Genomic DNA, 25,878 nt, shown 5'->3' with positions numbered 1-25,878 from the left:
TCCTCAAGCGACCTTGACGACCCGGAACATGCCGGCATCCATGTGATAGAGCAGGTGGCAATGGAAGGCCCAGCTGCCTTCCGCGTCCGCGGTGATCAGGGCGGAGACCCGCTCGCCGGGCTTGACGTTCAGGGTGTGCTTGCGGGGAATCAGTTCACCGGCGCCGTTTTCCAGCTCCATCCACATGCCGTGCAGGTGAATGGGGTGTTCCATCATGGTGTCGTTGAACAGAATCAATCGCAGCCGCTCGTCCTTGTAGAAGCGAATGGGGCCGTCGACCTCACTGAATTTCTTGCCATCGAAGGACCACATGTAGCGCTCCATATTGCCGGTCAGGAGAAGCTCCAGTTCGCGACTCGGCGGGCGTCGGTCCGGCCAGGGGGCAAAAGCCCTGAGATCGCGATAGACCAGCACCCGGCGCTCCCTGGGATCGAGCCCGATACCCGGCTGATCGTAGCGTGAGCCAGGCTGGGCGGCACCCACGGGCAATAGGCCGGTGGTTTCACCGGAGGCCATGTTCTGCATGCCCGACATGCCCGAGTGATCCATATCCTGCATACCAGACATGCTTGAATGGTCCATGTCCTGAATGCCTGACATGCTCGAGTGATCCATGCCTTGCATACCTGACAGGCCCGAATGATCCATGCCCGCCATCTCCATTCCGCCGTGGGCACCCATGGCTTCCATGCCGCGATCGGCGATCCGGCGTCGTTCCGGAATGGCGGCGACCATGCCGAGTCGTGTCGCCAAGGTGCAGTGAGCATGGCCGCTGCGGTCCATGGACTCGGCGAACAAGGTATAGGCGCTGTCCTCCTGGGGGGTGACCAGCACATCGTAGGTCTCGGCGATGCCAATGCGGAATTCATCGACGGGCACCGGCTGTACCGGTTGGCCATCCGCGGCCACCACGGTCATCTTGAGCCCGGGAATGCGCACATCGAAGTAGCTCATCGCCGAACCATTGATCACCCGCAGGCGCAGCGTCTCACCAGGCTTGAACAGGGCAGTCCAATTGTCGCTGGGGGAATGGCCGTTGATCAGATAAGTGTAAGTGTGACCGGTGACATCGGCGATATCCCGGGAACTCATGCGCATCTTGGCCCACATGGCGCGCTGGGCGGCGGTGTCGGCAAAGCCGTTTTTCTCCACATCGCGGAAGAAGTCCGCAACGGTGCGTTCCTGGAAGTTGTAGTAGCCTTCGCCCAGCTTCAGATGGCGAAAGATGTCCGCCGGTTCCTCGAAGGACCAGTCGGTCAGCAGTACCACATGCTCTCGTTCGTAACGAAACGGCTCGCGCTCCTGTGCATCGATGATCAGCGGGCCTGCATGACCAAGCTGCTCCTGTAGGCCGGAGTGGCTGTGATACCAGTAGGTGCCGTGCTGGCGGACCGGAAAGCGGTAGGTAAAGGTTTCGCCGGGGGCAATGCCGGCAAAGCTGACCCCGGGTACACCATCCATGCTCGGGGGCAGGATCATGCCGTGCCAATGAATGGATGTATCCTCGTCGAGCAGGTTGGTGACGCTCAGCACCGCGTCTTCGCCTTCCCGCAGGCGGATCAAGGGCCCGGGGCTTGAGTGGTTGATGGTAATGGGCCGCGCCGATTGGCCGGCGACTGGCAAAGATTCGCGGCGAATCGCCAAGGAAACGTTGGGTCCGATAGCCGTGCCTTGGGCATAGGAATGGGTTTGCCCCCAGGGATTGGCCCAGACCGGGCGCAATCCGAGGGCGGCGGTACTCAACCCCAGGGCGGAGGCGCCCTTGAGCAGTTGACGACGCGATAAACCGGGAAGCTCAAGCGGCTTCGTGGTAGCCATGCAGGACTCCTGTAGCCAAAAAGGACGTTGTTTGGCCACATCATGCCGGAGCAAGCTGAATCCATGCTGAGTGCGGACGTGCGGTATTACTATGTGGGTAGAATGACGATCACTTCCAAGCCACCGGTCTTGGCAGTCTCGAAGCAGAGCCTGCCGCTATATTGCTCGATCAGTTGACGCAGAATGGAAAGCCCCAATCCATGGCCGGGACGCCCTTCGTCCAGACGCAGGCCGCGCTGGCCAAGCTGGGGGATATGCTGTGGAGCGACGCCTGCCCCGTCATCCCGAATGCGTATGGTCAACTGGGTGTTATAGGTCAAATGGCAATGCACGTCATGTTTGGCCCATTTGCCGGCGTTGTCGAGCAGGATGCCCAGTATCTCCGTGAAGTCCTGACGCTCGACACTGACCATCACGTCTTGCCCGGGGGGCGCCGTTGCGAAGTCCGTGGTCAGCGAAAAATGCTTGTCGGGATAGAGGGCACCGAACATGTCGATCAACTGTTCAGCTTCGCGCTTGATAAAGGTACGCTGGCCAGTATAGGGGCCGGCGATACGCGAGCGGCGCAGTTCCGCTTCCAACTGTGCGTGCATGTCCTCCAGGCGGACAAGCATCTTGGCACGGCGTTGGCTGTCGATGAGCCGCGAGCCGCGCAGTGCCTGGATCACCGCGGCCAAGGGTGTTTTCAGCGCATGGGAAAGGTTGGCGACGGATTCCCGGGAACGCTTGAGCCGTTTATCTTGCTCGTCCATGAAACGATTGAGCTGGTTGACCAGCGGATCGAGCTCCGAGGGCAACTCGAAGGCCAGGCGTCGGCGTTGGCCGTTGCGCAGCTCCTCCAGCTGGCGTTGCAAGGCGGCCAAGGGCCTTAGCCCACGATTGACCGCCACCAGGTTGAGTAGAATCAAGAGCGCCAGCACCAGACCGGCGATAGCCGCTACCCATCGGTGCAAGGTAGCTAGCCCCGCTTCAATCTGAGCCAAGTCTTCGCCAATCAACAAGACACCCTGTTGGCCGTCCAAGGTAAAGGCCACACGATAGATCAGCAGATGTCGATCCCGCCAGTGCAGCTCAAGCAGCCCCTCTTTGGCGGTTTGCAGGTAGGGTTCGAGATGCGGCAGCCAGCGAGGATGCGATGAATTGATGCTATCCCCCAGGCGAAGGGCATAAAGGTGATGAAAGACTTGGGAAGCGGGGCTCGAGGAATCCGGCCAGGATTGGTTCGAGAGGGAATCCTGATTCAGACGCTTCACGATGAAACTGGCCTCCTGACGTAGACGATCGCCAAGAAAATCCCGGGCGAGGTCGTTGAGCAGGATGCCGTGCAATATCCAGGTGATGCCCACCACGATCAGCGCAATGCCGCCGAGCCAGACCAGCAGGCGAAAACGCAGGCTGCGCGGATCAAGGCGCAACGAAGACATAGCCCTGGCCGCGCCGAGTCTGAATCCGTTGCTTGCCCAGAAGTCGGCGCAGTCGGCCGATATACACTTCCACCAGGTTGGGCGCCGGCGCGTCCTGCTCCAGGGAGTAGAGCTGGTCGAGCAGCCGCTCCTTGGAATGTACCCGGTTGGGATGATGCATCAGGTAGCGCAAGAGCCGAAACTCCGTGGCGGTCAAGTCATGCCAGGACGCCCGATCAGTGCTCACGCGCTGGGTATGCTCGTCAAGCGATATCCCGTTGACCTCGATAATCGAGGTAGTGCTACCGGAGCGTCGGCGCAGCAGGGCGTGCAGCCGAGCTAGAAGCTCCGCCTCATGGAAGGGTTTGGTCAGGTAGTCATCCGCCCCCCGACGCAGACCGATGACCTTATCTTCCCAGGTATCTCGCGCCGTCAGTGCCAGCACCGGTAAATCTCGACCCTGTTTCCGCCAGTGTTCGAGCAGATCCAGGCCAGAGCCGTCAGGCAAACCGAGATCGAGAATCACCAAGGCGTAATCCTCGCTGGCCATCAGGGATTCCGCCACCCGTATTCGAGCAGCGGTATCGACGCTATAACCTTTATCTTGCAGGGTTTCCGCCAGGCTATCCGCCAGCAGATCGTCGTCTTCAAGAAGCAATAGCTTCATGGTTTATCCCTGAATATGAATATCGCCCTTCATGCCGGATTCATAGTGACCGGGAATATTACAGGCGAATTCCACTTTACGAGTGTCTTGTGGAGCGGTCCACACCAGGGTAGCGGTTTCCCCCGGGGCGATGGTCACCGCAGGCATCTCATTGCCATGGCCACCTGTATGGTGTCCGGCTGACATGTCGTGGCCGCCGGACGATGGCATCTGGCGCATCATCTCCCGGTGCTCTGCCTGGGCGGCGGCATCGCCGATCACGAATTCGTGCTCAATATTGCCGGTATTGCTGATTTCGAATGCCACCGTTTCGCCCGGGGCAATATCCAGTGTTTCTGGATCGAACCACATGTCGCCGGCTTCGAAAGCGATAGTGCGGCCAACCTCCGCTGATAAGGCGTCCTGATGGCCACCGCCATGCTGACCGGCCGCCAGGACGGCGGTAGTGGATAAGCCAATAGCGATTGCCAGTAGTGTCTTGCGCATGATGAGAAATGCTCGTTTCGATGAATAACAGGGGACGTTATAAAGGAGCTTCCTGAATCAAGGCTGAATATCAGAGAATTACCCTGTTCAACTTGGTTTCAGGAAAGGCTGTTCACCTTGTGCTAGGCTGAATTACATTAGAGTTAGTAGGTAATGGAACAAGGACGATCCATCGATTGAGCGGGGTAACCATGGAATTGCTCGCACTTCTGCTTATCTTGCTTGTCAGCCTCGGCGGCGGCCTGCTGCTGCAATGGTGGCCGAGCCGCCATCAGGCCATGCCCACCTATCCCCAGCGCGCGCCCTTTCTCGGCGGCGGCCTTCCCGATACCCACGCCTGGAGCCGCTATCACGTTCGCTACTACCCCATGACGCTGCTGCTCATCGCCTTTGAGATGGAGATGATGTTCATGTATCCCTGGGCGGTGGTCTACGTGCAGAAGGGCTTAACGGCGGTGATGGAAATGGGCATGTTCCTGACCATTCTCTCCGTGGGCATTCTCTACGGCTGGCGGGAGGGGGTGTTCAAGTGGCAATAAGTTGGCTTACTCGGTTGGCGGCTCGCGGCCCGGCGACGGTATTTCCCGCCTTGGGAATGCGGGGAGAGGAGGCGTTCTACCGGCTGGCCCTGGACCCGCGCATCAAGCTGGTGGATTCGCCGCGCCATGCGTCGCTTCTGCTGGTGGCCGGTGGAGTGCCGCCGGAGATGCAGGAATCCCTGCGCCGGATTCATGACCAGCTTCCCGCGCCCTTTGCCACGCTCTGGTATCAAAGCGAGCCGCTGCTGGAACTGCAGCAGGCCGATGTCGCCAGGGTGGATTCCCTGGAAGCGCTGCCGGATGCCCTGGTGGACGCCCATCGCAAGACGCTTTGTGGTGAACTCGGCGCATCGCCTCGGCTGCTGCCGGACGAGCCGCCCAACCCCTGGAAAGGGTTGGGCGACGACGGCCACGGCGGGGAGGGCATGATGGGCGGCGTGCCCTACGGGCGACCTATGGCCATGCCGCCTACGGATGATCTGCGCGACGGCCTGGCCCTGGATATTCTGACCTTTCGCCTGGGGCCGTTCTTTCCCCTGTGGCCGGCGGGGCTCGAGGCGGAAGTGACCCTGCAGGGGGATATCGTCCAGCAGTTCGCCGTTCAGTCGTCGCCCTTTCCTCGCGTTCTGGCGCCGGTATTCTTCGAGGCCCGCGAACGAGCCGTTTCCATCGCGACCCTGGAGCGAGAGCGGGCACGTTATCATCTACGGGTGCTTTTTCATGCCCTGCATCTGGCAGGGCTTGAGGACCTGGCACTTGATGCGCTGCGCCTGGCGGAGACTTGCGAGTCGGCGGAAATCAGCGCGCTGGAAAAACGCTTCAAGGTGCTCCAAGGGCGCCTGAAACGCCGGGGTTTCCTTGCCTTGCACCTGCCGCAGCGCGGCGCACTGAGCAAAGAGCAGGCGGAGTCGCTGGGTGGCTTCGCCGCTCGGGCCGCGGGCATCGACCAGGATGCGCGACTCGATGACGAGGCCTATCGTCGTCTGGATTTTTCCGTGATCACCCAGCAGGAAGGCGATACCCGGACCCGCTGGCGACAGCGGCTGGCGGAAGTCGCTCAGTCCCTGCGGCTCGTCGAATTAGCTCAAAAAGACAACGTTGTTACCGCCAATCGCGAGGTGCTGGAAACCCCGCGCGGTGCAGGGGGCGACGAGCTGCCGAGAGACGCCAGCTCGCTGCTGGCAGACCTGCTGCCGGGACTGGAATGGGGGGAGGCCCTGGCCACCGTCGCCAGTCTCGACCTGGCGGCGGTTTCCCAATGGTCTGATGAGGCTCAAGAGCAAGAAGGGGAGGCCGCATGATCCTCGATCAGCTGATCTGGCCCTTGCTGCTGGTATTCGCCGCCCTGGTGATCGGCCCTTATTGCCTTGTGGTGCTGGACGGCCTGGCGGCGCGATCCTTCGGCCTGGCTCAAGCGCAAAGCGTCTGGATCTCGCCCTTGAGCCGAGCCACCTGGCTGCTCAAGCAGCAGACCAACATGACGGAGGCGCCGGATCAATGGGGCTGGCGGCTGGCCCCGGCGCTCTATTTATCCTTGGCCGCCATCGGCCTGGCCCTGGTGCCCTGGTCCCGGGACTGGGTGGCCACGGATATCGTCACCAGCCTGGTGCTCTGGGGCAGCGTCGAGGCGCTGGCCACGGTGGTAATTTTTCTGCAGGGCTGGTCCGCCAATACCCACCTGACCTTGATCGGCGCCTATCGCTACGTGGCCCTGGGGCTTTCCTACATCCTGATCAGCATGTTCGTGCTGATCGGCGTGGCGTTGCCGGCGGAGTCCCTGGCGCTGACCCAGGTGGTGGCTTCCCAGGAAGAACTCTGGAACGTGCTGCGCCAGCCCCTGGGCCTGCCGCTGTTTCTGATCGTGGGGCTCGCCATCACCTTTCGCGGGCCCTTCAACCTGGCGGATTCCACGGATCTGGCCGGCGGCACCAGCGCGGACGTGTCCGGCCCTCAGCGGCTGGTCTGGGAGTTTGCCAGAAGCGCTATGCTGGTGGCCTTCAGCGGTATCGCCACCACCGCCTTTCTCGGCGGCTGGTTGGGGCCTTGGCTGCCCGGGCCGCTGTGGGTGGCGCTCAAGATGCTGGCGGTGCTGGCGGTGCTGGCCTGGCTTAGCCGCGTCTTCGCCCGCATTACCCCGGAGCGCTGCGTCAGCCTGATGTGGGTGGTGCTGCTGCCGCTTTCCTTCATCGATCTGATCTGGGCCGGGGTGGAGGCGCTGCTATGAGTGGCTCTCTCTTCGTGGATATTGCTTTTATCCTGCTGGCGCTGTTCGCGGTCTATACCGGCTGGCGAGTGTTTCGCACGGATTCCATGGTGCGCGCTTCCTTCTTTCTGCTGCTGTCCTTTATCGCCGTGGGGGCGATCATGCTGCTGCTCTCCGCCATGTATCTGGGGGTGGCGATGTTCTTCATGATGGGCGTCGAGATGATGGTCATGGCGCTGTTCATGGTGATGTTCATGATGAACCCGGCGGGACTCAACCCGATGATGATGGTGCACCAGCACAAGCTTTCCATCGGCGCGGGTATTGTCAGCTTCGTAATACTGGGCGCCATGGCGCTGCTGGCCACCTTTCCCGATCAGCCCTTGCCTGCGGATCTCAAGGAGGTGCAGTCCCTGGGTGAAGAACTGCTCGGGGACTCCATGCTGATCTTCGAATCCGCCGGCGTGGTGCTGCTGGCCACCATGATCGGCGTGGTAGTGCTGTCGAGCCAGCGCGGGCGCTTCGGCTCCGCCCAGGAGGGCTCCATGCCGCCTGGGCTTGAGCCCGGCGGTGACCCGGCGGGAATGCCGCAAGAGGATGATGACGACGGCGGTGGACATCACTGCCACTGAAAGGAGAACGCCATGACATTGACCACGGTACTGCTGCTGGCGGCGGCCTTGATCGGCATCGGCATCTACGGGGCACTGTCTCAGCAGTCCTTCGTGATGCTGATGATGGGACTCGAGCTGATTCTCAACGGGGTGATGCTCGCCGCGGTGGGCTTCTGGGCCATGAGCGGCGCCGGGGTGCCGGAAGGACAGCTCTTGACCATCGTCGTCATGGCGGTGATGGCCATCGAGATGGCGGTAGGGTTTGCCTTGGTGGTGGCGGTGTACCGTGGCAAGCAGGCGGATACCACGGAGTCTATTGCCGATCTTAAAGGCTGAAACATGATGCTATGGATGGTGCCATTACTGCCGATTCTCGCCGCGCCGCTGGTCTATTTCAGCGGTCGTCGCGGCGGGCGTGTATGGGTGACGCTGCTGGCCTTGCTTGCGGTGACGGGGGTAGTGGCGCTCGTTGCCCTGGCGATCGGCAATGAGTGGCGGGGAAGCTATGCTCTCAACTCGGTGCTGGTACTGCAGCTGGAGCTGACGCCGCTAAGCCGTATCGTTGCCCTGGCGGTACCGCTGATCGCATTCCCCATCCTGCTGTTCGCGGGCTTTCACGAGCGCCCGCCCCTGGGACGCCTGCTGGCGATCATGACCGCCTTCGTCGGCGCCATGGAACTCCTGATACTGGCGGAAGACTTGCTGACCCTGCTGGTGGGCTGGGAGCTGATCGGCGCCTGCTCCTGGGCGCTGATTTCCCACTATTGGCAGGACAAGAGCGCTCCAAAGGATGCCATTCAAGCCTTTATCGTCACCCGTTTCGGCGATCTGGGGCTCTATATCGCCGCGGCGGCGGTCTTCGCCGGCAGCGGCGGCTTCGGTTATCAGGCGCTTCCCGGCCTGGACAGCAGCCTGATGCAAATAGCAGCGGCGGGAATCCTGCTGGCGGCGGTGGCCAAGTCCGCCCAGGTACCGTTCTCCGCCTGGTTGTTCGCCGCCATGGCCGGCCCGATGCCGGTTTCCGCCTTGCTGCACGCGGCGACCCTGGTAGCGGCGGGCCTCTATCTGCTGGCGCGGGTGCAGCCGCTGCTCACTCAGGTGAGCTGGCTGATGCCGACGATCGTCGCCATCGGGCTGATCACCGCCCTGGCCGGTGGCGTCGTGAGCATCGTGCAAGGCCATGCCAAGAAGCTGCTGGCGGCCTCCACCTCCGCTCAGTACGGGCTGATGTGGGTCGCGGTAGGGGTTGGCTATCCCAGCGTGGCGCTGTTGCACTTCCTGGCTCATGGCTTCTTCAAGGCGGGCCTCTTTCTGGCGACCGGAACCGCGGAGCGTCAGACGGGAAGCTATCAACTCGCAAGGATGCGCCTGGGCATTCGGCTGCCGGGCGTTGCCTTGCTCAGCGCCATTCTCGCCCTGGCTCTGGCGGGACTCGCGCCTCTTGGAGCGGCCTGGACCAAGGAGCAGATCGTCTCCGTCGCTTACAAGGATTCTTTATGGCTCGCCTTGGGAGTCGCCTTGGCTGGCGGACTCAGCGCCACCTACGCTAGCCGTTTTCAGTTCGCCATGTTCGGGCGCTCCAGCCGACGCGAGCAGGGGCCGCCTCGCATCAACGGGGGCGAACGGCTGGCGGTGGCGTTGTTGGCTGCGGTAACCCTGGCATTGTCGATCCTCTGGTGGCCGGAGGCCCAGTCCTGGCTCCAGTGGGGGCTGGGGCTGCCGCAGGTGGACAGCCACTTCTGGTTGCTCGTCCTGTCCCTGATCCTGGTGGTGCTGGGTATCCTTCTGGGGGCTGCCCTGGTACGGCGCGACGAGGCCTTGCAGCAGCAGGACTGGGCGCAGTCCGCAGCCCGTTGGTGGGAACTGGTGCCCCTGACCCGAGAGATCGGCGACGCCGTGATGAAGCTCGCCCACCGGCTGGCGCGTTTCGACGCCCAGGTGCTGGAGGCGGCCACCTTTGCCTCGGCGGCGTGGGCGAGACGCACCGCCCTGGGACTGGCGCGAAGTGATGATGAAATTGTCGATGCCAGTCTACGCGGCAGCGCACGGTCCGCTACATGGGCGGCACGACTTAACGCCACCTCCGGCGAAGCCCTGTCCTGGCGGCTGCCCGGTTCACTGACCGGGCTGGTTAGGCGCGGTGGTCACTGGGCGCGCCAGGCCCAGACCGGCCAGACTCATCACTATTATGCGGGCATCGCCATTGGCTTTGCCGTTTTACTGCTGATCCTTTTGCTTGGCGCTGCTTTATAAGAAAAGCTCGTAGGGAGACGACTCGTGATTCTGACACTCGCTTGGACCTTGCCGTTACTGGGTGCGCTATTGCTGGCCTTCGTGCCGCGCTGGAGCGCCGGCGGTCCGCGGCTCTTCGCCACCCTGGTGGCAGCGCTTTCCCTGGCCATGCTGGTCTGGGCCTGGCTGGGCTTCGACTCCGGCGGACCGCTTTTCCAGCACGTGCTGGACGTGCCCTGGGTGCCTTCCATCGGCGTGGGTTACCGGGTCGGGGTGGACGGCATCGCCTTGGCTGTGGTGACCATGAGCGCCCTGGTGTTTCTGGCTTCCATCGCCTATCCGGTGGATACCAAGGGTCAGCCGCGTCAGTACTATGGCTGGATGCTGTTCCTGATGGCGACGTCCCTGGCGGTGTTCCTGGTGCTGGATCTGCTGCTGTTCTATGTGTTCTTCGATCTCAGCCTGGTGGGTATGTATTTCCTGATCGGACGCTGGGGTCATGGCAAACCCCAGCTCTCCGCCTTGACCTTCTTCCTGTTCACCTTCGCCGGTTCCCTGGCGTTGTTGCTGGCGATCATCGGGCTCTATCTGTCACTGGATGCGCCGAGCTTCGACATGCGCCTGATCATCGAACAGCAGCCCCTGGCGGGGGGCGGCCTCTACGCCGGGCTGGTCTTTCTCGGCCTGATGCTGGGCCTGGCGATCAAGACACCGCTGGTGCCGCTGCATACCTGGCTGCCCCAGGCCCATGTGGACGCCCCCGGGCCGGCCTCGGCGATTCTCGCCGGCGTGCTGCTCAAGATGGGCACCTACGGCATGGTGCGCCTGCCGCTGGCCATGCTGCCGGATACCTTCCAGCGCTACGCTCTGGTGGTCGGCATCATCGCCTTGGTGGCGATTATTTACGGGGCCCTGGTGGCGCTGGGCCAGCGCAACCTCAAGCGACGCATCGCCTATACCTCGATCAATCACATGGGCTACACGGTACTGGGCATCGCGGTGGCGGCAAGTTTCAGCGACAACCTGATGGCGAAGCAGCTGGCGCTGACCGGGGCCACGGTGGAAATGGTCGCTCACGGTCTGATCACCGGGGCGCTGTTTCTCATCTGCGGCAGCTTCTGGCAGCGCACCGGCGAGTACGATCTGGACTATTACGGCGGCCTGGCCCATCAGGCGCCACTGTTGACCGGTCTGACGGTACTCGCGGCTTTTGCCAGCCTGGGCATGCCCGGGCTTGCGGGCTTCGTCGCGGAGTTTCAGATCTTCGCCGGTACCTTCGCGGTCTACCCCTGGCTGGCGGTTCTCGCGGTGCTGGGTATCCTGATCACTGCCGGGCTCTTCCTGGACCTGCTGCGTCGGCTGTTCTTCGGCCGCCTGCCGGTACACCTTGGCCAGTTCACCGAGCTGAATCGAATCGAGGCAACGGTGCTGGGTGTGCTGGGATTGGGCATCGTGATCATCGGCGTCTATCCGAGCTTCCTGCTTGAAGTGATCGACGGCGCCAGCGCCTTGCTGATCGGAGGTCGCTGATGCCCATCGGTGATCTGCTGCCGGAAATCGTTCTGCTGTTGGGTGCCGTGACCATCGTGCTGTTCGCCGCCTTTACGCCTCAGCGCTTGCAGAGGTGGTCAGCGGTACTGGCGCTGATCGCGCTGGCCCTGGCGGCCTGGTTCAGTGTCTTGCAGTGGGGGGCGCCGCCACGTCTGACCTTCTCCGGGGTCTGGGCGCTGGACGGCGTAGCCGTTGCCGCCAAGCTGCTGATCCTATTCAGCGGCGCGGTGGTGGTGGCGCTGTCGCCGGACTGGATGCGCAGCGACCGGCGCCACGGCGAGTATTACGCGCTATGCCTGTTCTCGCTGCTGGGCATGATCATGATGGCCTCCGCCAATGACGCCATGGAACTGGTGGTGGGGGTGCTCCTGTCCTCCGCGGCGAGCTACCCGCTGGCGGCCTATCATCGCGGCTTTCCCCCCGCCCTGGAGGCGGCGATGAAGTACTTCCTGATCGGCGCTTTGGCCAATGCGCTGCTGGTGATCGGCGTGGTCATCCTGTTCGGCCTGGTGGGAGATACGGACTATGCCAAGGCCGCGAACGTATTCCAGGCCGGCACGGACTCGATCGCGCTAAGCGTGGCGGTGGCCTGTATCGTCCTGGGGTTGACCTACAAGCTTGGCGCGGTACCGGCCCACGCCTGGATGCCGGACGTGGCTCAGGGCGCTCCCGCACCTATCGCGGCATTTCTCACCGTAGCGCCGAAGATCGGCGCGGCGGTGGCCCTGGCGCGCTTCTTGACACTCCTGCCGCAAGACCTAGCCTGGCCCGGGATTATCGCGCTGATTTCCGTGGCGACCATGACCTTGGGCAATCTGGCGGCGCTCAGGCAGACGGATCTGCGGCGGCTGCTGGGTTGGTCATCGGTATCTCAATCCGGCTATATGTTGATGGCAATCGTGGTGGTGGGAAGTGGCGTGGCCGCCTTGCCGGCGCTGCTGGCCTTTCTCGTCGCCTATGCCTTGGCCAACCTTTTGGCTTTTGCAGTGGTAACCCATCTGCGCGGGCGCACGGAATTCGAGCATTATCATGGCCTGTCCCGTCGCCAACCGCTTGCCACCGCCGCGCTGATTGTCTCGCTGCTCTCCCTGGTGGGGATCCCGCCTCTGGTAGGCTTCTTCGGCAAGTTTCTGCTCTTCGAGGTAACCATCGAGGCGGGCTACACCTGGCTCGCCGTAGTCGCCGCCATCAATACGGTGGTATCGCTTTACTATTACCTGCGCGTGATCGCCCTGACCATGTTCAAGACACCGCAAGGGGAAGTCCATACGCTGGGCGGCTGGTCCTGGGTAGCGCTGTTAACCACGCTGATATTGCTGATACTCGCGAGTCTAGGTTTTCAGTGGCTGATCGAAATGCTGGGGCCGATTGGGTTTGCCGGATAACAAAAAAATCGACGTTGAGGCCAGGACTAGGTAGCATCCCGCCGCCGACCGGTCAGTCGGTGCGAGCCCGCGCGGCACCAGCAGATTCATGCATCTGCGCCAGTGTGGAGCGGTGACTATATATAGAACAAGACGATCAATTTGACTGCGGGGTTAATAATGATCATTGATAACCCGTCAAGGATGGAGACATTTCCCTAACCCGGATATTGCACCAGACATGCAAAAAGCGGCTGAAAATCGGTTATAATTCAAGCTCCTATACAAGAACCAACCGACTCAGCCGCCATGACAAAATGTACCACGCCGACCGCCGCCTTTCCACGCTGCAAAGGCCGTCAGATCCTCGCCAGCTTCGATGGCGGTGACGTCACCTCCGACGGCGGCATCCTGCTGCTGCGGCAGATGGATCGTGAGGTGGGCCTGACTCGCGCCGTCGCCCGCCGGATCAGCGATGATCGTGACCCGCAGCGCTGCCTGCATCGCACCGAAACTCTGGTCCGGCAACGCGTGTTCGGCCTGGCGATGGGCTATGAAGATCTCAACGACCACCATGCCCTGCGTCATGACATCGCCCTACAGACCGCCGTCAATACTGATGGCGTGCTGGCCAGCCAGTCGACCCTGTGTCGCTTCGAACAGCAGGCCGGCCGGGATTGGGCGGTCGCCATCCACGAGGAGATGATCGAGCAGTTCATCCGTTCGTTCCGGCAGCCGCCCAAGAAGCCGCTCTACCTCGACTTCGATGCCACCGATGACCGGGTGCACGGCCAGCAGCTCGGGCGGCACTTCAACGGCTACTACGACCATTACATCTTCCTGCCGCTGTTCGTGTTCTGTGGTGATCAGCTGCTGGTCAGCTACCTGCGCCCGGCCTCGCTGGATGCCGCTCACCACGCCGGTGCCATCCTCGCTCTGCTGGTCCGGCGGCTGCGCCAGGCATGGCCCGATGTGAAGATCGTCTTCCGTGGCGACAGCGGCTTCTGCCGCCCGCTGATCCTCAATTGGTGCGACCGCCACGGCGTCGATTACATCATCGGCATCGCCGGCAACCAGCGCCTGGCCAAGCTGGCTCTAGACATCGACTACGCGTCGGCCATCCGCTTCGAGAAGACCTGGGAGAAGCAGCGTGTCTTCGGCTTCATCAAGTACGCCGCCGGCAGTTGGAACAAACGCCGACGACAGGTGATCGTCAAGTCCGAGACCACACGGCGCGGCTTCAACACCCGCTATGTGGTCACCAACCTGCGGGGTTGCAGCGCCGAATGGCTCTACGATAATCGCTACTGCGCCCGGGGCGAGATGGAGAACCGCATCAAGGAGCAGCAGTTCCTGTTCTCCGACCGCACCAGTTGTCACGAGTGGTGGCCCAACCAGTACCGGCTGCTGCTCTCGGGGCTGGCCTACCTGCTGCTGGAACGGATGCGTCGGGTTTACCTCAAACGCACCGCCTTCGCCCAAGCCCAGGTCAACACCATCCGCCTGAAGCTGCTGAAGATCGGCGCCGTCATTACCCGCAACACGCGCACTATCCGGTTGATGCTGAGCAGCCAGTATCCCGAGCAAGACCTTTTCCTGACGCTGGCCAGCAAGTTGGTGCCGGGATAGCGTCGCAGCGTGCTGTCCCCGGCACAGAAAAGACATGGGGGTTGGGGGAAGTGCGCCCTGAAGCCAGGAAATTGATCAAGAAATAGCCAATCTCAACCCCGATCGCCATCATCCCCACCGAGCCTGGAATCTGGGAGCGTCTGGCCGGCCCGGTGCAATATCCGGGCTAAATGAGCTTTAATCAGCAACGATAAAGATGCACAAGCATAAGAGGATCGTCTTGCGCCTTGACTCGAGCTGTACGGGGAGCGAATCCCGCTCACGCCTCTTGTTCCTCTTGAAGGGTTACAACCATCATCCCATAAGGCCAGCCAATGTCTCGGACGCCTAATAATAACGACGAAGCAAGCCCCATCACCGGCAGAAAGCGGTCGTTTCAAATGCCGCATATCTACGCCATCCTGTTTGTATTCATTGCGATCGCCTCGATCGCCACCTATTTTGTGCCGGCGGGCATGTACGAACGTATTCCCGGTCCCAATGGTCGCATCACCATCGATGCAGATTCCTTTCAGTTCATTGATGCCTCCCCGGTAGGTTTCGTCGATTTCATGCTGGCCATCCCTAACGGCCTGATGAGTGCGGGCCAGGTGGTGTTTTTTACCTTCATGATCGGTGGCATGTTCATGGTGCTCCATCGCACCGGCATCATCGAGATAGGCGTCGACAAGCTGAGTCGCCGCTTCGCTCATCGGAGCCTGGTCTTGATTCCGATATTGATGACGGTGTTTGCCATAATCGCAACGCTCATCGGCACTCAAGAACTCGCTCTGGTCTATGTGCCGGTCATCCTGCCGCTGATGATCGCGCTGCGCTTCGATTCGGTCACTGCGGCGGCGGTGGCCTTGTGTGCGACCACGGCGGGCTTCACGACGGGGGTGCTCAATCCCATCAATACCGGTCTCGGCCAGCAGCTCTCCAATCTGCCCTTGTATTCGGGCTTTGGTTTGCGCGTTTTAGCCTTCATCGTCTTTCTGTCTGTCGCCGTCTTCTTCGTCATGCGCTATGCGCGTAAGGTGCGTCAAGATTCATCGTTCAGCCTGATGGCCGATGACGAAGCGGAGGCAGAAAAACGTTCCCATTTCCAGCACGCTACCGATGAAGGCGCCTTGACCGCCAACACGCGCCAAAAATGGGCTGCGTTTGCTACCTTCGCCTTCCTCATCTTGCTGGTCTATGGCGTGTTGGCACAAGGCTGGTTCATGATGGAGATGGCCGGTCTGTTCATCATCATGGGCATCGTCGTCGGTGTGATCGCGGGGCTCAACATCGAAGAGATTTGCGAAGGCTTCAATAAGGGCTTTCGGGATGTGTTGGTAGGGGCCATGATTGCCGGCATCGCCCGCGGCGTCGCTGTTGTACTGGAAGACGGCCAGATCATGGATACCCTGGTCTATGGTCTGGGCAACCTGGTCGGCGAGCTGCCTTCGCTGTTTTCGGCCATTGGCATGTATCTCGCACAGCTCGGCTTCAACTTCGTCGTCCCCTCCGGCAGCGGACAGGCACTGGTGACCATGCCGATCATGGCGCCGCTTTCCGATCTTGTCGGTGTGACACGCCAGACGGCGGTATTCGCCTACCAACTGGGTGATGGCATCGGCAATATACTTTACCCGACCTCCGGCTATTTCATGGCCACCTTGGCCATCGCCGGGGTGCCGTGGCAGAAGTGGGTCAAGTTCTTTTTCCCGCTGTTCTGCGTTTGGGTGCTGATCTCGCTGGGCTTCATGGTTTTCGCGCAAGCGACACAGTGGGTCGGCTAACCTTCAGCAAATAGTAAGCAGTTGAACCGTGCCTAATTCGCGGTCCGTCTTGTTTGTTAGGATGCGAAACTTAGGAGGTTCCACGTAGAGGTTATTCCGAGCTGGCCGATGAGGAAGGGTTTTCCAACAGTGTCTTCACGGCCTGCTCGAAAGCACTGAAGCGTTCTCCCGCGATTCCGATGAAGACGAGCCGGGTTTCCCCAGGCGCGCGCAGCGCGGGTTGCCAGTGCAGCCGGTCGCCGCTGAACTGCAACAGCTCGATGTCGTCCGTGCTTTCGGCGAGCATGAAGCCCTTGGCACGAAAGAGCACATCCCGATACGCCTCGATCAACGCTGCAAGCCGCGCCTTGTCGATGCTTCCTCGGCCGGAGAGGCTGAAGGTGTGCCAATGGCCATGCGACGCGGTGCGATTAGACGCAGGGCTTGACGGGCGAGGAGAGAGGGACGGCTGAACAGGAGTATCGGCTGGCGCTTCTTCTGTCTCGCACTCGATGCGAGCGCGGGGATTGAAATCGCTTAGCCACTGCTCGAGTTCGCGCTTGTCGCCGGGAGCCAGGCGGTTGACCTGTAGAGTATCCGCCGCCAGAACCTGAGCGCGCCAGGCATCGCCCACCAGCGGGTCCGTCGCGTGCCGCCGTGCTTGAGAGCCGTCGATAAGACATACCACTTCGGCCAGGCGTAGTCGGCGAGAGAGGCGGGCGATATCGGCGATACGCGCCGGGTCCGCCACGCCGCTTGCCTCGATCAGTATCGCCCCGGGCGCGGCACGGATACGCAGCGCCTGAGCGAGCTGTTCCGCCAAGGTGCCGCCCAGGGTGCAGCAGATACAGCCGTTGCTGAGTTGCATGACATTGTCATCCTGATAATCAATCAGCGCCGCGTCGATATTGATGTCGCCGAAATCGTTGACGATGATCAGGACGTCCGGGGGCAAACCGCCTTGGATCAGGCGGTTGAGGTAAGTGGTCTTGCCCGCGCCGAGAAAGCCACCGATCACCGTCACGGGGATCGGCGCGTACTCAGTCGTCATGTACCTCGCCTCCCAGGACCGTGGCCTTCACGCGGATATCCTTGAGTCGGTCCGGCTCACAGGTCAGCGGATCTTCCTCGAGTACGGTAATATCGGCGAACTTGCCGATCTCCAGGCTGCCGACCAGATGATCCAGCCGCAGCGTATAGGCGGCGCCGAGGGTGATCGCCTCCAGGGCCTGCGGGACGGTGAGCTTTTCCTGTTCGCCGAGCTGAATGCCGGAAGCGCTACGGCGCATCACCGCACACCAGGCGGTAAAGAGCGGCCCGAGCGGCGTGACCGGGGCATCGCTATGAATGGCCAGCGGAATATTCAAGCGCCGGGTGGAAGCCAGGGGCTCCAGACGCTGGCAGCGCTCGAAGCCCAGGGTGCGAGTCCGGTGAATATCACCCCAGTAATACAGGTGATTGGCGAAGATATTCAAGCACACACCAAGCCGAGCAGCGCGGCGCAGCTGGGCATGATCCATGATCTGACAGTGCTGCAGGGTGTGGCGGTGGTCGAATCGCGGCCAGAGCTCCTGGGCTTCCTCGATGGCGTCGAGCATCAGCTCCACGGACTCGTCACCGTTGCAGTGAATATGCAACTGAATGCCGGCCTGATGGTAGTGGTGGACGATGTCCTTCAACTGTTGCGGCGGGGCGTTCCAGATACCGTTGGGACTGCCATCATGATAATAGGGCCACTTAAGTCGCGCGGTGTAGCCTTGGATCGAACCGTCGGTCATCAGCTTGACCGGACCGAAATAGAGCTTGTCGTTGCCCCGGTGCTGACAGTCGCGCAGTCTTGCCATACCCTCTTCCGGCGACCAGTTCAGGGCCGCCATGGCCGGTACCATTCGTACCGGATAGCGGTCGTCGGCAGTGACCGCTTCCAGGGCGCTCACCCCTTCGTCGGTCAAGGGATTGTAGAGATCGGTAATGGTGGTCACGCCGCTGCGCCGCGCGATACGCGCGTAGCGTTTCAAGGTTTCGGTAGAGGCCACCAGATCGAAAACACTAAACCCCAAGGCGTCGAACACTACATGCATGGCGGCCATTTCCTGCAGTTCGCCGTCGGGTTTGCCATCATCGCCCAAGCGAATGCCCTCGATGCCCTCGACTTGATCGATGCCAGCCAACTGGAGCATGGCAGTATTCACCGTCAGGACGTGAAGGTTGGCATGAAACATCACCACCGGCCGCTCGCTGACCGCAATATCCAGTGCATGACGATCCAGTCGTTCACCGGGGAAGTACACCGGATCGAAGCCCCATGCGATGACTGGCGATGTCTCATCCACCGTAGCGGCATACTCCTTCAGCCGTTGCTGCATCGCCTCGATGCTGCGCAGGCCTTCCCAGTGGCGCCCATCCGCATCGGTGCGTCCGAAATATCCCAGGTAACCGTAGTTCCACAAGGCGCCTTCCAGCGCATGGCTATGTCCTTCGACGAAGCCCGGCAGGAGAATGTCGTTTTCAAACCGTGAGTCGTGATTGGCGTCATGGAAGTCCTGCATGGCTTCCTGGGTTCCTACAGCCAGGATGCGTCCATCACGCACGGCGATGTGAGTGGCCTCCGGCTGGGAGGGATTCATGGTAATGATGCGCTTGGCGGAATAGATTGTCGTCATTGTTGTGCTCGCTTTCACTGAATCAGGGATTGACCGGTGCGGTGGGTTTATCGCCGGGATGCAGCCTTGAAGTCGCGGTAGGAAGATCTTCCCAATAGACGGCCTTGACGCTCTCGTCCTTGGCATGATCGGTAACAAGGCTTACGCCAACGAGAACTGTCAGCGAAACCAAGAATCCTGGAAAAACCGGGTCAATGCTTGTGCTCAAGAAGGGCCACAGTACGGTAATGATGGCAGCCAACGTCATACTCAGTAAACAGGCTATACCGGTGGCTCGACGCCAGAACATCACCGCCAGGAAGGGAATGACCAATGTAGTAGCGGATATGCGCAGTGCCCATTGGTACATGCCGATGATATCGGTCATGAGATAGGCGACCAGTACCGCCAGCAGGGAAATGAGAACAACGCTAAGGCGTGCTGCAAACATTTTTTGCTTTTCATTTGCCACGGGATTGATCAGACGATGATAGAAATCCTGGGCCAGGTTGGAGCTGCCCTGCAGAATGAAGGAGTCCGCGCCGGTCATCAGGGCCGATAATAATCCCATTATTACGATGCCTCCAATGGCAGGATGCAAGAGCTCTACCGTCACATAGGAAAAAATTAAATCAGGCCGCATGTCGAGAGGCACAAACTGGCGAGCAATGACACCTATCATGTACGGTAGAACAGCAATAAGTAGTACGACTCCGTATCCCGTCAAGCCAGCTTTTATTGCTATATCTTCGGTGCGAGAGGCAAATATTCTTTGCCATGTTGACTGCCAAACAAGATAGAAAGGCCCTACGGTAAGGGCAAATATCAGGACGTCGCTTAATCCCTCAGCACCTAAAGGGCTCAAGTATTCAGCGGGGGTATTCTCGATAATATTTTCAAAGCCATCACCGAACATTATGGCGGAAATGGCCAGCAGAACAATACCCACGATAACGATGACGCTTTGTATCGCATCCGTGACGATTGTGGCCACGAGTCCACCCAGAATCGTGAATCCAAGAATCAGCGCGAAGGATAAGGCGATGCCGTAATTGAGCGGAATGTCAAAGATAATATTGAAAATCGTGCTCATGCCGACTATTTGCAGAGCAGTAGTAGGTACAGAATATACAAAGGCGGAAAATATTGAAGGCAATATTCCCGCTTTTTCACCAAAGCGCTCGCTAAATAGATCTGCCAGTGTGTAAAGTCTTTGTCTTCTTAGTGGTTTGCTGAAGAATAGGATAAGTAACATGCTAAAAAGAACGGCAGGGAGAGCGAACTTGAAATACCCTGACATGCCGACGGTGAAGCCCATGCCTACCCAACCGATAAACACGGCGGCACCGCAGTTCGTACTGATAATAGTACCGGTAATATTCCAGAATCCCATGTTCCAGCCGGCAATGAGATAAGCATCCGATGTTTTTACTTTGGTAAAATAATAAGCTCCTATTGCGAACATGAATATAAAGTAAGCTATGGTATAAGTCGTGTACCAGGCCATAAAGTGAGTCTCCGCTTTATGTTGTTGTATATTGGCGTAACTACGGTTCACTAAAGTATCTTGATTTTATAAATACACTTGCTGGTGAATAGCGATTTTTAATGCAACCACTTGTTGATGAGTGTTAAGTACGCATCCAGCTATTGCGCGAGTTCGAGCAAGGCATGCAGCAACACATTAGCGCCTGCGGCGAGATCTTCGGGAGTTGCGCTTTCCGCCTCGTTGTGACTGAGACCACCGGCACAAGGGACGAATATCATGCTGGTGGGCGCCACTCGGGCAACATGGCAGGCATCGTGACCCGCACCGGAGAGCATGCGTCTATGCGGGTAGCCTAACTTGCTGGCTGCTTCAGCGACGGCCTCGATGCAGCGCGCATCGAAGTGAACAGGTGGCGTAGCCATTATCCGCTGTATCTCGATGTCTGTGCCTTCCTGCTGCGCTGCCACGTTCACGGCTTTGTGGAGTTGGGTTTCCATGATGTCGAGTGTATCGATCGTGGCATGGCGCATATCGACGGTGAGTGCCACCTCACCGGGAATCGTGTTGTGAGAGTTGGGTGAACAGTCGATACGTCCTACAGTCGCGACCGCGGACGGCGCCTGTTGCTCCGCAATATCCCTGACCGCCTGGATGGCATGGGCAGCACTGACCAAGGCGTCGCGTCGACCCGCCATGGGGGTGGATCCCGTATGCGCGTCCTGGCCGTGGAATGTCACTCGATACCAGCGGGAGCCTTGTACGCCAGTAACCACACCAATGGTCTCTGCCTGACGCTCTAGAACCGGACCTTGCTCGATATGCGCTTCGAGAAAAGCACCGAGCCGATGGCCGCCACAGGGAAGCGTTCCCGCATAACCGATGCTTTCCAACGCTTCGCCAAGCGTGATGCCATCGGCATCCTGACGGCTTAGCCCGTAATCAAGCTCGTAGGTACCCCCAAACACCCCTGAGGAAATCATGGGCGGGGCAAAGCGCGCGCCTTCTTCGTTGGTCCAAACACAAATTTCCAGCGGCGCGGCGGTTTCGATACCTTGATCGTTCAGCGTCTCGAAAATTTCCACGCCGGCCAACACGCCGTAGACGCCGTCGAATTTGCCGCCATGGGGCTGGGTATCGAGATGGCTGCCGCAGGCGATCGGTAGGCGTTGCGGGTCGGTACCGGGGCGCTGCGCGAAGATATTGCCCATGCGGTCGATGCGAATCTCGCAGCCAAGCGTGCGGCACCACTCGATGAACAGATCGCGGCCTTGACGATCCTCCTCGGTAAGCGCGACCCGGCAGCTGCCGCCTGCGGGCGTGGCGCCGATTTCCGCCATGCGCATCAGTCGCTGCCAAAGGCGGTCCTGATTTATCCTAAGTTTTTCGGTCATAGTGCTTCTCTTATAAATTGTTTTGATGTCACCGAAGACGCGATAAAGAAAGCCGCGTCTCTCATCAAGGTAGTGTAGCCACTATGATCCGTATAATATCAATATTGCATTCTTTGATGCTTCCAGGGTATCAGTGATGAAGCACTTGCAACCGTACATTCGTTATTTCATCGCGGTGGCGGAGGAACTACATTTTCGCCGGGCCGGGGAACGCCTGCATATTGCACAGCCGGTGCTCAGCCGGGCGATACGGCAACTCGAAGAGCAATTGGGAGTGGTGTTGCTGCAGCGCAGTCGTCGGCATGTCGCCTTGACCACCGCTGGAAGCCTGTTTCTGGAGGAGTGCCGTGTTGCTCAGCGGGCCATGGAGCGCGCTGAACGGCGGGCCGTCAAAGCGCACTTGGGGGAAACGGGACAGCTGGTGATCGGCTACACCGATTTCGCCATCAATGGTCGCTTACCGATGATCCTGGCGGCTTTTCATGAGGTCTTGCCCGAGGTGAATATCGATTTGATTCGGCGCAACTCTCACGAACAGCTTGAGGATCTTGCCAGCGAACGCCTGGACCTGGGTTTCTTGACCGGGCCGGTGAGCGGAAAAGACTTGCAGCACTGCCGCGTGCACCAGACGCCTTTTGTTGCGGTGTTGCCTGATAATCATCGGCTTGCCGCTTTGAAAGCGGTGCCGATACAGACGCTATCCGACGAGCCGTTTGTACTGGGTGAGATGCATCAGTGGCGACACATGGTGCCGCAGATTCAAGCCCTGTGCCTGCAAGCAGGCTTCGTGCCCAGGATCGCGCGCGAGGCACCGAACAGCGACAGCATTTTTGGCCTGGTAGCCGCACGGATGGGCGTCACCCTCTATCCGGACTGTCATCTCAATTACGATCGGCCGGGTATCGCCATACGGCCGCTTGCTGACAGCGGCACGGAACTGGTCACGGAGATGGCCTGGTCATCGAGTAGCGTCAACCAGGCAGTAGCTCGGTTTGTTGAAGTGGTTAAGGAGCTACTAAAGTGCGACAGGTAGGTACTGCGGTCGAAGAGTATTCCGCTACAACTTGATCAGAACATCTCTCTGCTGGCGTTATCTTTTCGATACTTTCGGATCTATCGCCGAGCGAACGCTCGTCACGGCTTGGAGATACGGCTAATCCCAACAATCGTTCCATTCCAGATCATCTCGTAGTGAGCGGTTTGGACAATGGAGGTCACCAGATGCTGGATAACCATTGATACCGAAAGCTTGCGTAACCGACACGGCTCAAGCCGACCGATGGTTGTCCGAGTCGGCATCCTGATCGATGGCGGCGATCGCGCTCGCGGCGCGCTCCAGGGCCGGCAGGAAGGTCAGGGCCTTGTCCTTGGTCAAACGCATGCTGGGGGCCTGTACGGCGATGCCAAGATTGGAGCGCCCGCGAGGACTGGGCACCAGCACGGCGATACATAGAAGGCCTGGCAGAAACTCTTCGTCGTCGAAGGCATAGCCGTTCCGGCGCACATGCTCGATTTCCTTCTCCAGATCGTCCATGTCCGTCAGGGTTTTCGGGGTGAAGCGCTCGAGAGTGCCATGAGCCAGCAGGCGTTTGCGCTGGGAAGGGCCCATCTGCGCCATGAACAGCTTGCCGCTGGCGGAGCAGTGTACCGGCACCCGAGAGCCAGGATGCAGATAGAAACGTAGCGGCGCGGTGGTCTCGACCCGGTCCAGATAGAGCACCTCGTTACCAGAGAGCGCGGTGATGTTGCAGCTCTCCCCGATCTCGTCCACCAGCTGGCTGAGAACCCCGTGGCGCGCCCCGTGCACCGTGTTGTTGAGCAGCAGGTTTTCCGCCAGGCGCCTCAGCCTTATGCCGGTGCCATACTGACGGTTGTCACCGTCCCGCTGCAGCATGCCGGCGGCTTCGAGCTGTTGTAGCATGCGATGCAGGGTGGGCTTGGGCAGGCCGGTTTCCTCCACCAGCCCCTGCAAGGTGAAGAACTGATCCTTCTCGGCGATCAGTTCCAGCAGCGACAGAAGCCGCATCGTGGGCGTGTCGCCGTCGAGTCTGGCCACGTCGTTTTTCATACTGGATTCTCTTGGTTGGGACCGGTGCATGACAGCTGTGTTCGGATAGACAATATAGCAATCCCTGTAATTGGTTAAAACTGTATCATTTTTTGAAATATTGCATTGACTCCAAGGGGAACTATGCCTACAGTTCGATCAAGTTCCGGAAAACGGAATGAAATATCCCAAATATAAGTGTTCTGCTCGGAGGAACCCCATGAGCACCCAGGACAGAAAAGATACCCGTCAGGTCGTGGAAGGCGTGCAGAAGATGACGCCCTCGGAAGCCTTCGTCGAAACCCTGGTCGCCAACGGCGTGACCGACATGTTCGGCATCATGGGCTCGGCGTTCATGGATGCCATGGACATCTTCGCCCCGGCGGGCATCCGCCTGATTCCGGTGGTCCACGAGCAGGGCTCTGGCCACATGGCGGACGGTTACGCCCGCGCGTCCGGCCGTCACGGCGTGCTGATCGGCCAGAACGGCCCCGGCATCTCCAATAGCGTGACCGCCATCGCCGCGGCCTTCTGGGCCCATACCCCGGTGGTCATCATCACCCCGGAAACCGGCACCATGGGCATCGGCCTGGGCGGCTTCCAGGAATGCAACCAACTGCCGATGTTCCAGGAGTTCACCAAGTACCAGGGCCACGTCACCCACCCGGCGCGCATGGCGGAATTCACCGGGCGCTGCTTCGACCGCGCCATGTCCGAGATCGGCCCGACCCAGCTCAACATTCCGCGGGACTACTTCTACGGCGAGATCGAGGTGGAGATTCCCCGCCCGATGCGCCTCGACCGCGGTCCGGGTGGCCACAAGAGTCTGGACGAAGCCGCGGACCTGCTGGCCAAGGCCCAGTTCCCGGTGATCATCTCCGGCGGCGGCGTGGTGATGGCGGACGGCGTCGAGGAATGCCAGGCGCTGGCCGAGCGGCTCAATGCCCCAGTGGTCAACAGCTACCTGCACAACGACTCCTTCCCCGCCAGCCACCCGCTGTGGTGCGGCCCGCTGGGCTATCAAGGCTCCAAGGCCTCGATGAAGCTGATGGCCCAGGCGGACGTGGTGGTCGCCCTGGGTACTCGTCTCGGGCCCTTCGGCACCTTGCCCCAGCACGGCATGGACTACTGGCCGAAGGACGCCAAGATCATCCAGATCGACGCCGACCACAAGATGCTCGGGCTGGTCAAGAAGATCTCCGTGGGCATCTGCGGCGACGCCAAGGAAGCCGCCATCGCCCTGACCGAGCGCCTGCAGGGCCGCGACCTGGCCTGCGACAGCAACAAGGATGAGCGCGCCCAGACCATCAAGAGCGAGCAGGACGCCTGGGAGAAGGAACTCGACGAGTGGACTCACGAGAAGGATGACTACAGCCTCGACGTCATCGAAGAGAACAAGAAGGAAACCCCGTTCTCCGGCGGCGAGTACCTGCACCCGCGTCAGGTGCTGCGCGAGCTCGAGAAAGCCATGCCGAAGGATGTCATGGTCTCCACGGACATCGGCAACATCAACTCCGTGGCCAACAGCTACCTGCGCTTTGAAAAGCCTCGCAGCTTCTTCGCGCCGATGAGCTTCGGCAACTGCGGCTACGCCTTCCCGACGATCATCGGTGCCAAGGTGGCCGCGCCGGAGCGTCCCGCGGTGTCCTACTGCGGTGACGGCGCCTGGGGCATGAGCCTGATGGAAACCATGACCTGCGTGCGTCATAACATCCCGGTGACCGCCATCGTCTTCCACAACCGCCAGTGGGGCGCGGAGAAGAAGAACCAGGTGGACTTCTACGGGCGTCGCTTCGTGGCCGGGGAGCTGGAAAACGAGAGCTTCGCCGAGATCGGTCGCGCGATGGGCGCCGAAGGCATGGTGGTGGACAAGCTCGAGGACGTGGGCCCGGCCTTCAAGAAGGCCATCGACATGCAGATGAACGAGGGTAAGACCTGCATCGTCGAGATCATGTGTACCCGCGAGCTGGGCGACCCGTTCCGTCGGGATGCCTTGAAGAAGCCGGTGCGGCTGCTCGAGAAGTATCAGGATTATGTCTAACAGGGCTATGTCTAATCAGG

The 25,878-nt window shown here is 60.3% G+C and carries 21 protein-coding genes; 12 read left to right on the top strand and 9 right to left on the bottom strand.

Annotation, left to right across the window (positions count from 1 at the left end):
* Positions 1-3: 3 nt before the first annotated feature.
* The 4 genes from FGL86_RS00170 to FGL86_RS00155 form a co-directional block, all read right to left on the bottom strand.
* The gene (locus FGL86_RS00170; protein WP_147182707.1) at positions 4-1,818 is read right to left on the bottom strand and encodes a copper resistance system multicopper oxidase; all 1,815 of its coding nucleotides are present in this window, start codon (positions 1,816-1,818) and stop codon (positions 4-6) included.
* Between the two features lie 89 nt (positions 1,819-1,907).
* Positions 1,908-3,242 (bottom strand): sensor histidine kinase, encoded by a 1,335-nt coding sequence (locus FGL86_RS00165; protein ID WP_147182706.1) that lies wholly within the window; start codon positions 3,240-3,242, stop codon positions 1,908-1,910.
* Positions 3,223-3,888 (bottom strand): response regulator, encoded by a 666-nt coding sequence (locus FGL86_RS00160; RefSeq protein ID WP_147182705.1) that lies wholly within the window; start codon positions 3,886-3,888, stop codon positions 3,223-3,225. The genes FGL86_RS00165 and FGL86_RS00160 overlap by 20 nt, the downstream gene beginning before the upstream one ends.
* A 3-nt stretch (positions 3,889-3,891) precedes the next feature.
* Positions 3,892-4,374 carry a cupredoxin domain-containing protein gene (locus FGL86_RS00155; protein ID WP_147182704.1) on the bottom strand — a complete coding sequence of 161 codons (483 nt, stop codon included), beginning with the start codon at positions 4,372-4,374 and terminating at the stop codon, positions 3,892-3,894.
* Positions 4,375-4,565: 191 nt separating this feature from the next.
* Here FGL86_RS00155 and FGL86_RS00150 point away from each other — a divergent pair, with 191 nt between their 5' ends.
* From FGL86_RS00150 to FGL86_RS00105, 10 genes are all read left to right on the top strand, one after another.
* Entirely contained in the window at positions 4,566-4,913 is a 348-nt protein-coding gene (locus tag FGL86_RS00150) for an NADH-quinone oxidoreductase subunit A (RefSeq protein ID WP_147182703.1), read from the top strand.
* Entirely contained in the window at positions 4,904-6,214 is a 1,311-nt protein-coding gene (locus tag FGL86_RS00145; RefSeq protein WP_147182702.1) for an NADH-quinone oxidoreductase subunit D-related protein, read from the top strand. Before FGL86_RS00150 ends, FGL86_RS00145 begins: the two co-directional genes overlap by 10 nt.
* Positions 6,211-7,137, top strand: coding sequence for a complex I subunit 1 family protein (locus FGL86_RS00140; RefSeq protein ID WP_147182701.1), 927 nt, complete (start codon positions 6,211-6,213; stop codon positions 7,135-7,137). Before FGL86_RS00145 ends, FGL86_RS00140 begins: the two co-directional genes overlap by 4 nt.
* Positions 7,134-7,748 (top strand): NADH-quinone oxidoreductase subunit J family protein, encoded by a 615-nt coding sequence (locus FGL86_RS00135; RefSeq protein WP_147182700.1) that lies wholly within the window; start codon positions 7,134-7,136, stop codon positions 7,746-7,748. Before FGL86_RS00140 ends, FGL86_RS00135 begins: the two co-directional genes overlap by 4 nt.
* Positions 7,749-7,760: 12 nt before the next feature.
* Positions 7,761-8,066, top strand: coding sequence for an NADH-quinone oxidoreductase subunit NuoK (gene nuoK, locus FGL86_RS00130; RefSeq protein ID WP_147182699.1), 306 nt, complete (start codon positions 7,761-7,763; stop codon positions 8,064-8,066).
* Positions 8,067-8,069: 3 nt separating this feature from the next.
* The gene (locus FGL86_RS00125) at positions 8,070-9,983 is read left to right on the top strand and encodes an NADH-quinone oxidoreductase subunit 5 family protein (protein WP_147182698.1); all 1,914 of its coding nucleotides are present in this window, start codon (positions 8,070-8,072) and stop codon (positions 9,981-9,983) included.
* Between the two features lie 24 nt (positions 9,984-10,007).
* Positions 10,008-11,492 carry a complex I subunit 4 family protein gene (locus FGL86_RS00120; RefSeq protein ID WP_147182697.1) on the top strand — a complete coding sequence of 495 codons (1,485 nt, stop codon included), beginning with the start codon at positions 10,008-10,010 and terminating at the stop codon, positions 11,490-11,492.
* On the top strand, positions 11,492-12,898 hold the full coding sequence (locus FGL86_RS00115) for an NADH-quinone oxidoreductase subunit N (RefSeq protein WP_147182696.1): 1,407 nt from the start codon (positions 11,492-11,494) through the stop codon (positions 12,896-12,898). The genes FGL86_RS00120 and FGL86_RS00115 overlap by 1 nt, the downstream gene beginning before the upstream one ends.
* A gap of 288 nt (positions 12,899-13,186) precedes the next feature.
* The gene (locus FGL86_RS00110; protein ID WP_147182695.1) at positions 13,187-14,506 is read left to right on the top strand and encodes an IS1380 family transposase; all 1,320 of its coding nucleotides are present in this window, start codon (positions 13,187-13,189) and stop codon (positions 14,504-14,506) included.
* A gap of 380 nt (positions 14,507-14,886) precedes the next feature.
* Positions 14,887-16,269 carry a YfcC family protein gene (locus FGL86_RS00105; protein WP_186764446.1) on the top strand — a complete coding sequence of 461 codons (1,383 nt, stop codon included), beginning with the start codon at positions 14,887-14,889 and terminating at the stop codon, positions 16,267-16,269.
* Between the two features lie 91 nt (positions 16,270-16,360).
* Here FGL86_RS00105 and FGL86_RS00100 read toward each other — a convergent pair whose 3' ends face one another.
* The 4 genes from FGL86_RS00100 to FGL86_RS00085 all read right to left on the bottom strand — a co-directional run bounded on the left by FGL86_RS00100 (position 16,361) and on the right by FGL86_RS00085 (position 21,770).
* Positions 16,361-17,299 (bottom strand): CobW family GTP-binding protein, encoded by a 939-nt coding sequence (locus FGL86_RS00100; protein ID WP_147182693.1) that lies wholly within the window; start codon positions 17,297-17,299, stop codon positions 16,361-16,363.
* A complete protein-coding gene (locus FGL86_RS00095; RefSeq protein WP_147182692.1) occupies positions 17,289-18,911 on the bottom strand; it encodes an amidohydrolase in 1,623 nt (540 codons plus the stop codon). The genes FGL86_RS00100 and FGL86_RS00095 overlap by 11 nt, the downstream gene beginning before the upstream one ends.
* A gap of 22 nt (positions 18,912-18,933) precedes the next feature.
* Positions 18,934-20,397 (bottom strand): sodium:solute symporter family protein, encoded by a 1,464-nt coding sequence (locus FGL86_RS00090; protein WP_147182691.1) that lies wholly within the window; start codon positions 20,395-20,397, stop codon positions 18,934-18,936.
* A gap of 140 nt (positions 20,398-20,537) precedes the next feature.
* Positions 20,538-21,770 carry a Zn-dependent hydrolase gene (locus tag FGL86_RS00085; RefSeq protein WP_147182690.1) on the bottom strand — a complete coding sequence of 411 codons (1,233 nt, stop codon included), beginning with the start codon at positions 21,768-21,770 and terminating at the stop codon, positions 20,538-20,540.
* Positions 21,771-21,906: 136 nt separating this feature from the next.
* Between FGL86_RS00085 and FGL86_RS00080 the strand changes: the two genes are divergently transcribed.
* The gene (locus FGL86_RS00080) at positions 21,907-22,803 is read left to right on the top strand and encodes a LysR family transcriptional regulator (protein WP_147182689.1); all 897 of its coding nucleotides are present in this window, start codon (positions 21,907-21,909) and stop codon (positions 22,801-22,803) included.
* 234 nt (positions 22,804-23,037) lie between these two features.
* On the opposite strand, the gene FGL86_RS00075 is transcribed toward FGL86_RS00080, so the two are convergent.
* Positions 23,038-23,838 carry an IclR family transcriptional regulator gene (locus tag FGL86_RS00075; RefSeq protein ID WP_222433773.1) on the bottom strand — a complete coding sequence of 267 codons (801 nt, stop codon included), beginning with the start codon at positions 23,836-23,838 and terminating at the stop codon, positions 23,038-23,040.
* 199 nt (positions 23,839-24,037) lie between these two features.
* On the opposite strand from FGL86_RS00075, the gene xsc reads away from it, so the two are divergent.
* Positions 24,038-25,858 (top strand): sulfoacetaldehyde acetyltransferase, encoded by a 1,821-nt coding sequence (gene xsc / locus FGL86_RS00070; RefSeq protein ID WP_147182684.1) that lies wholly within the window; start codon positions 24,038-24,040, stop codon positions 25,856-25,858.
* The last annotated feature ends 20 nt before the right edge of the window (positions 25,859-25,878 follow it).

It is taken from the genome of Pistricoccus aurantiacus, assembly GCF_007954585.1.
GTDB lineage: Bacteria > Pseudomonadota > Gammaproteobacteria > Pseudomonadales > Halomonadaceae > Pistricoccus > Pistricoccus aurantiacus.
This window is presented reverse-complemented; position numbering and strand designations above follow the sequence as displayed.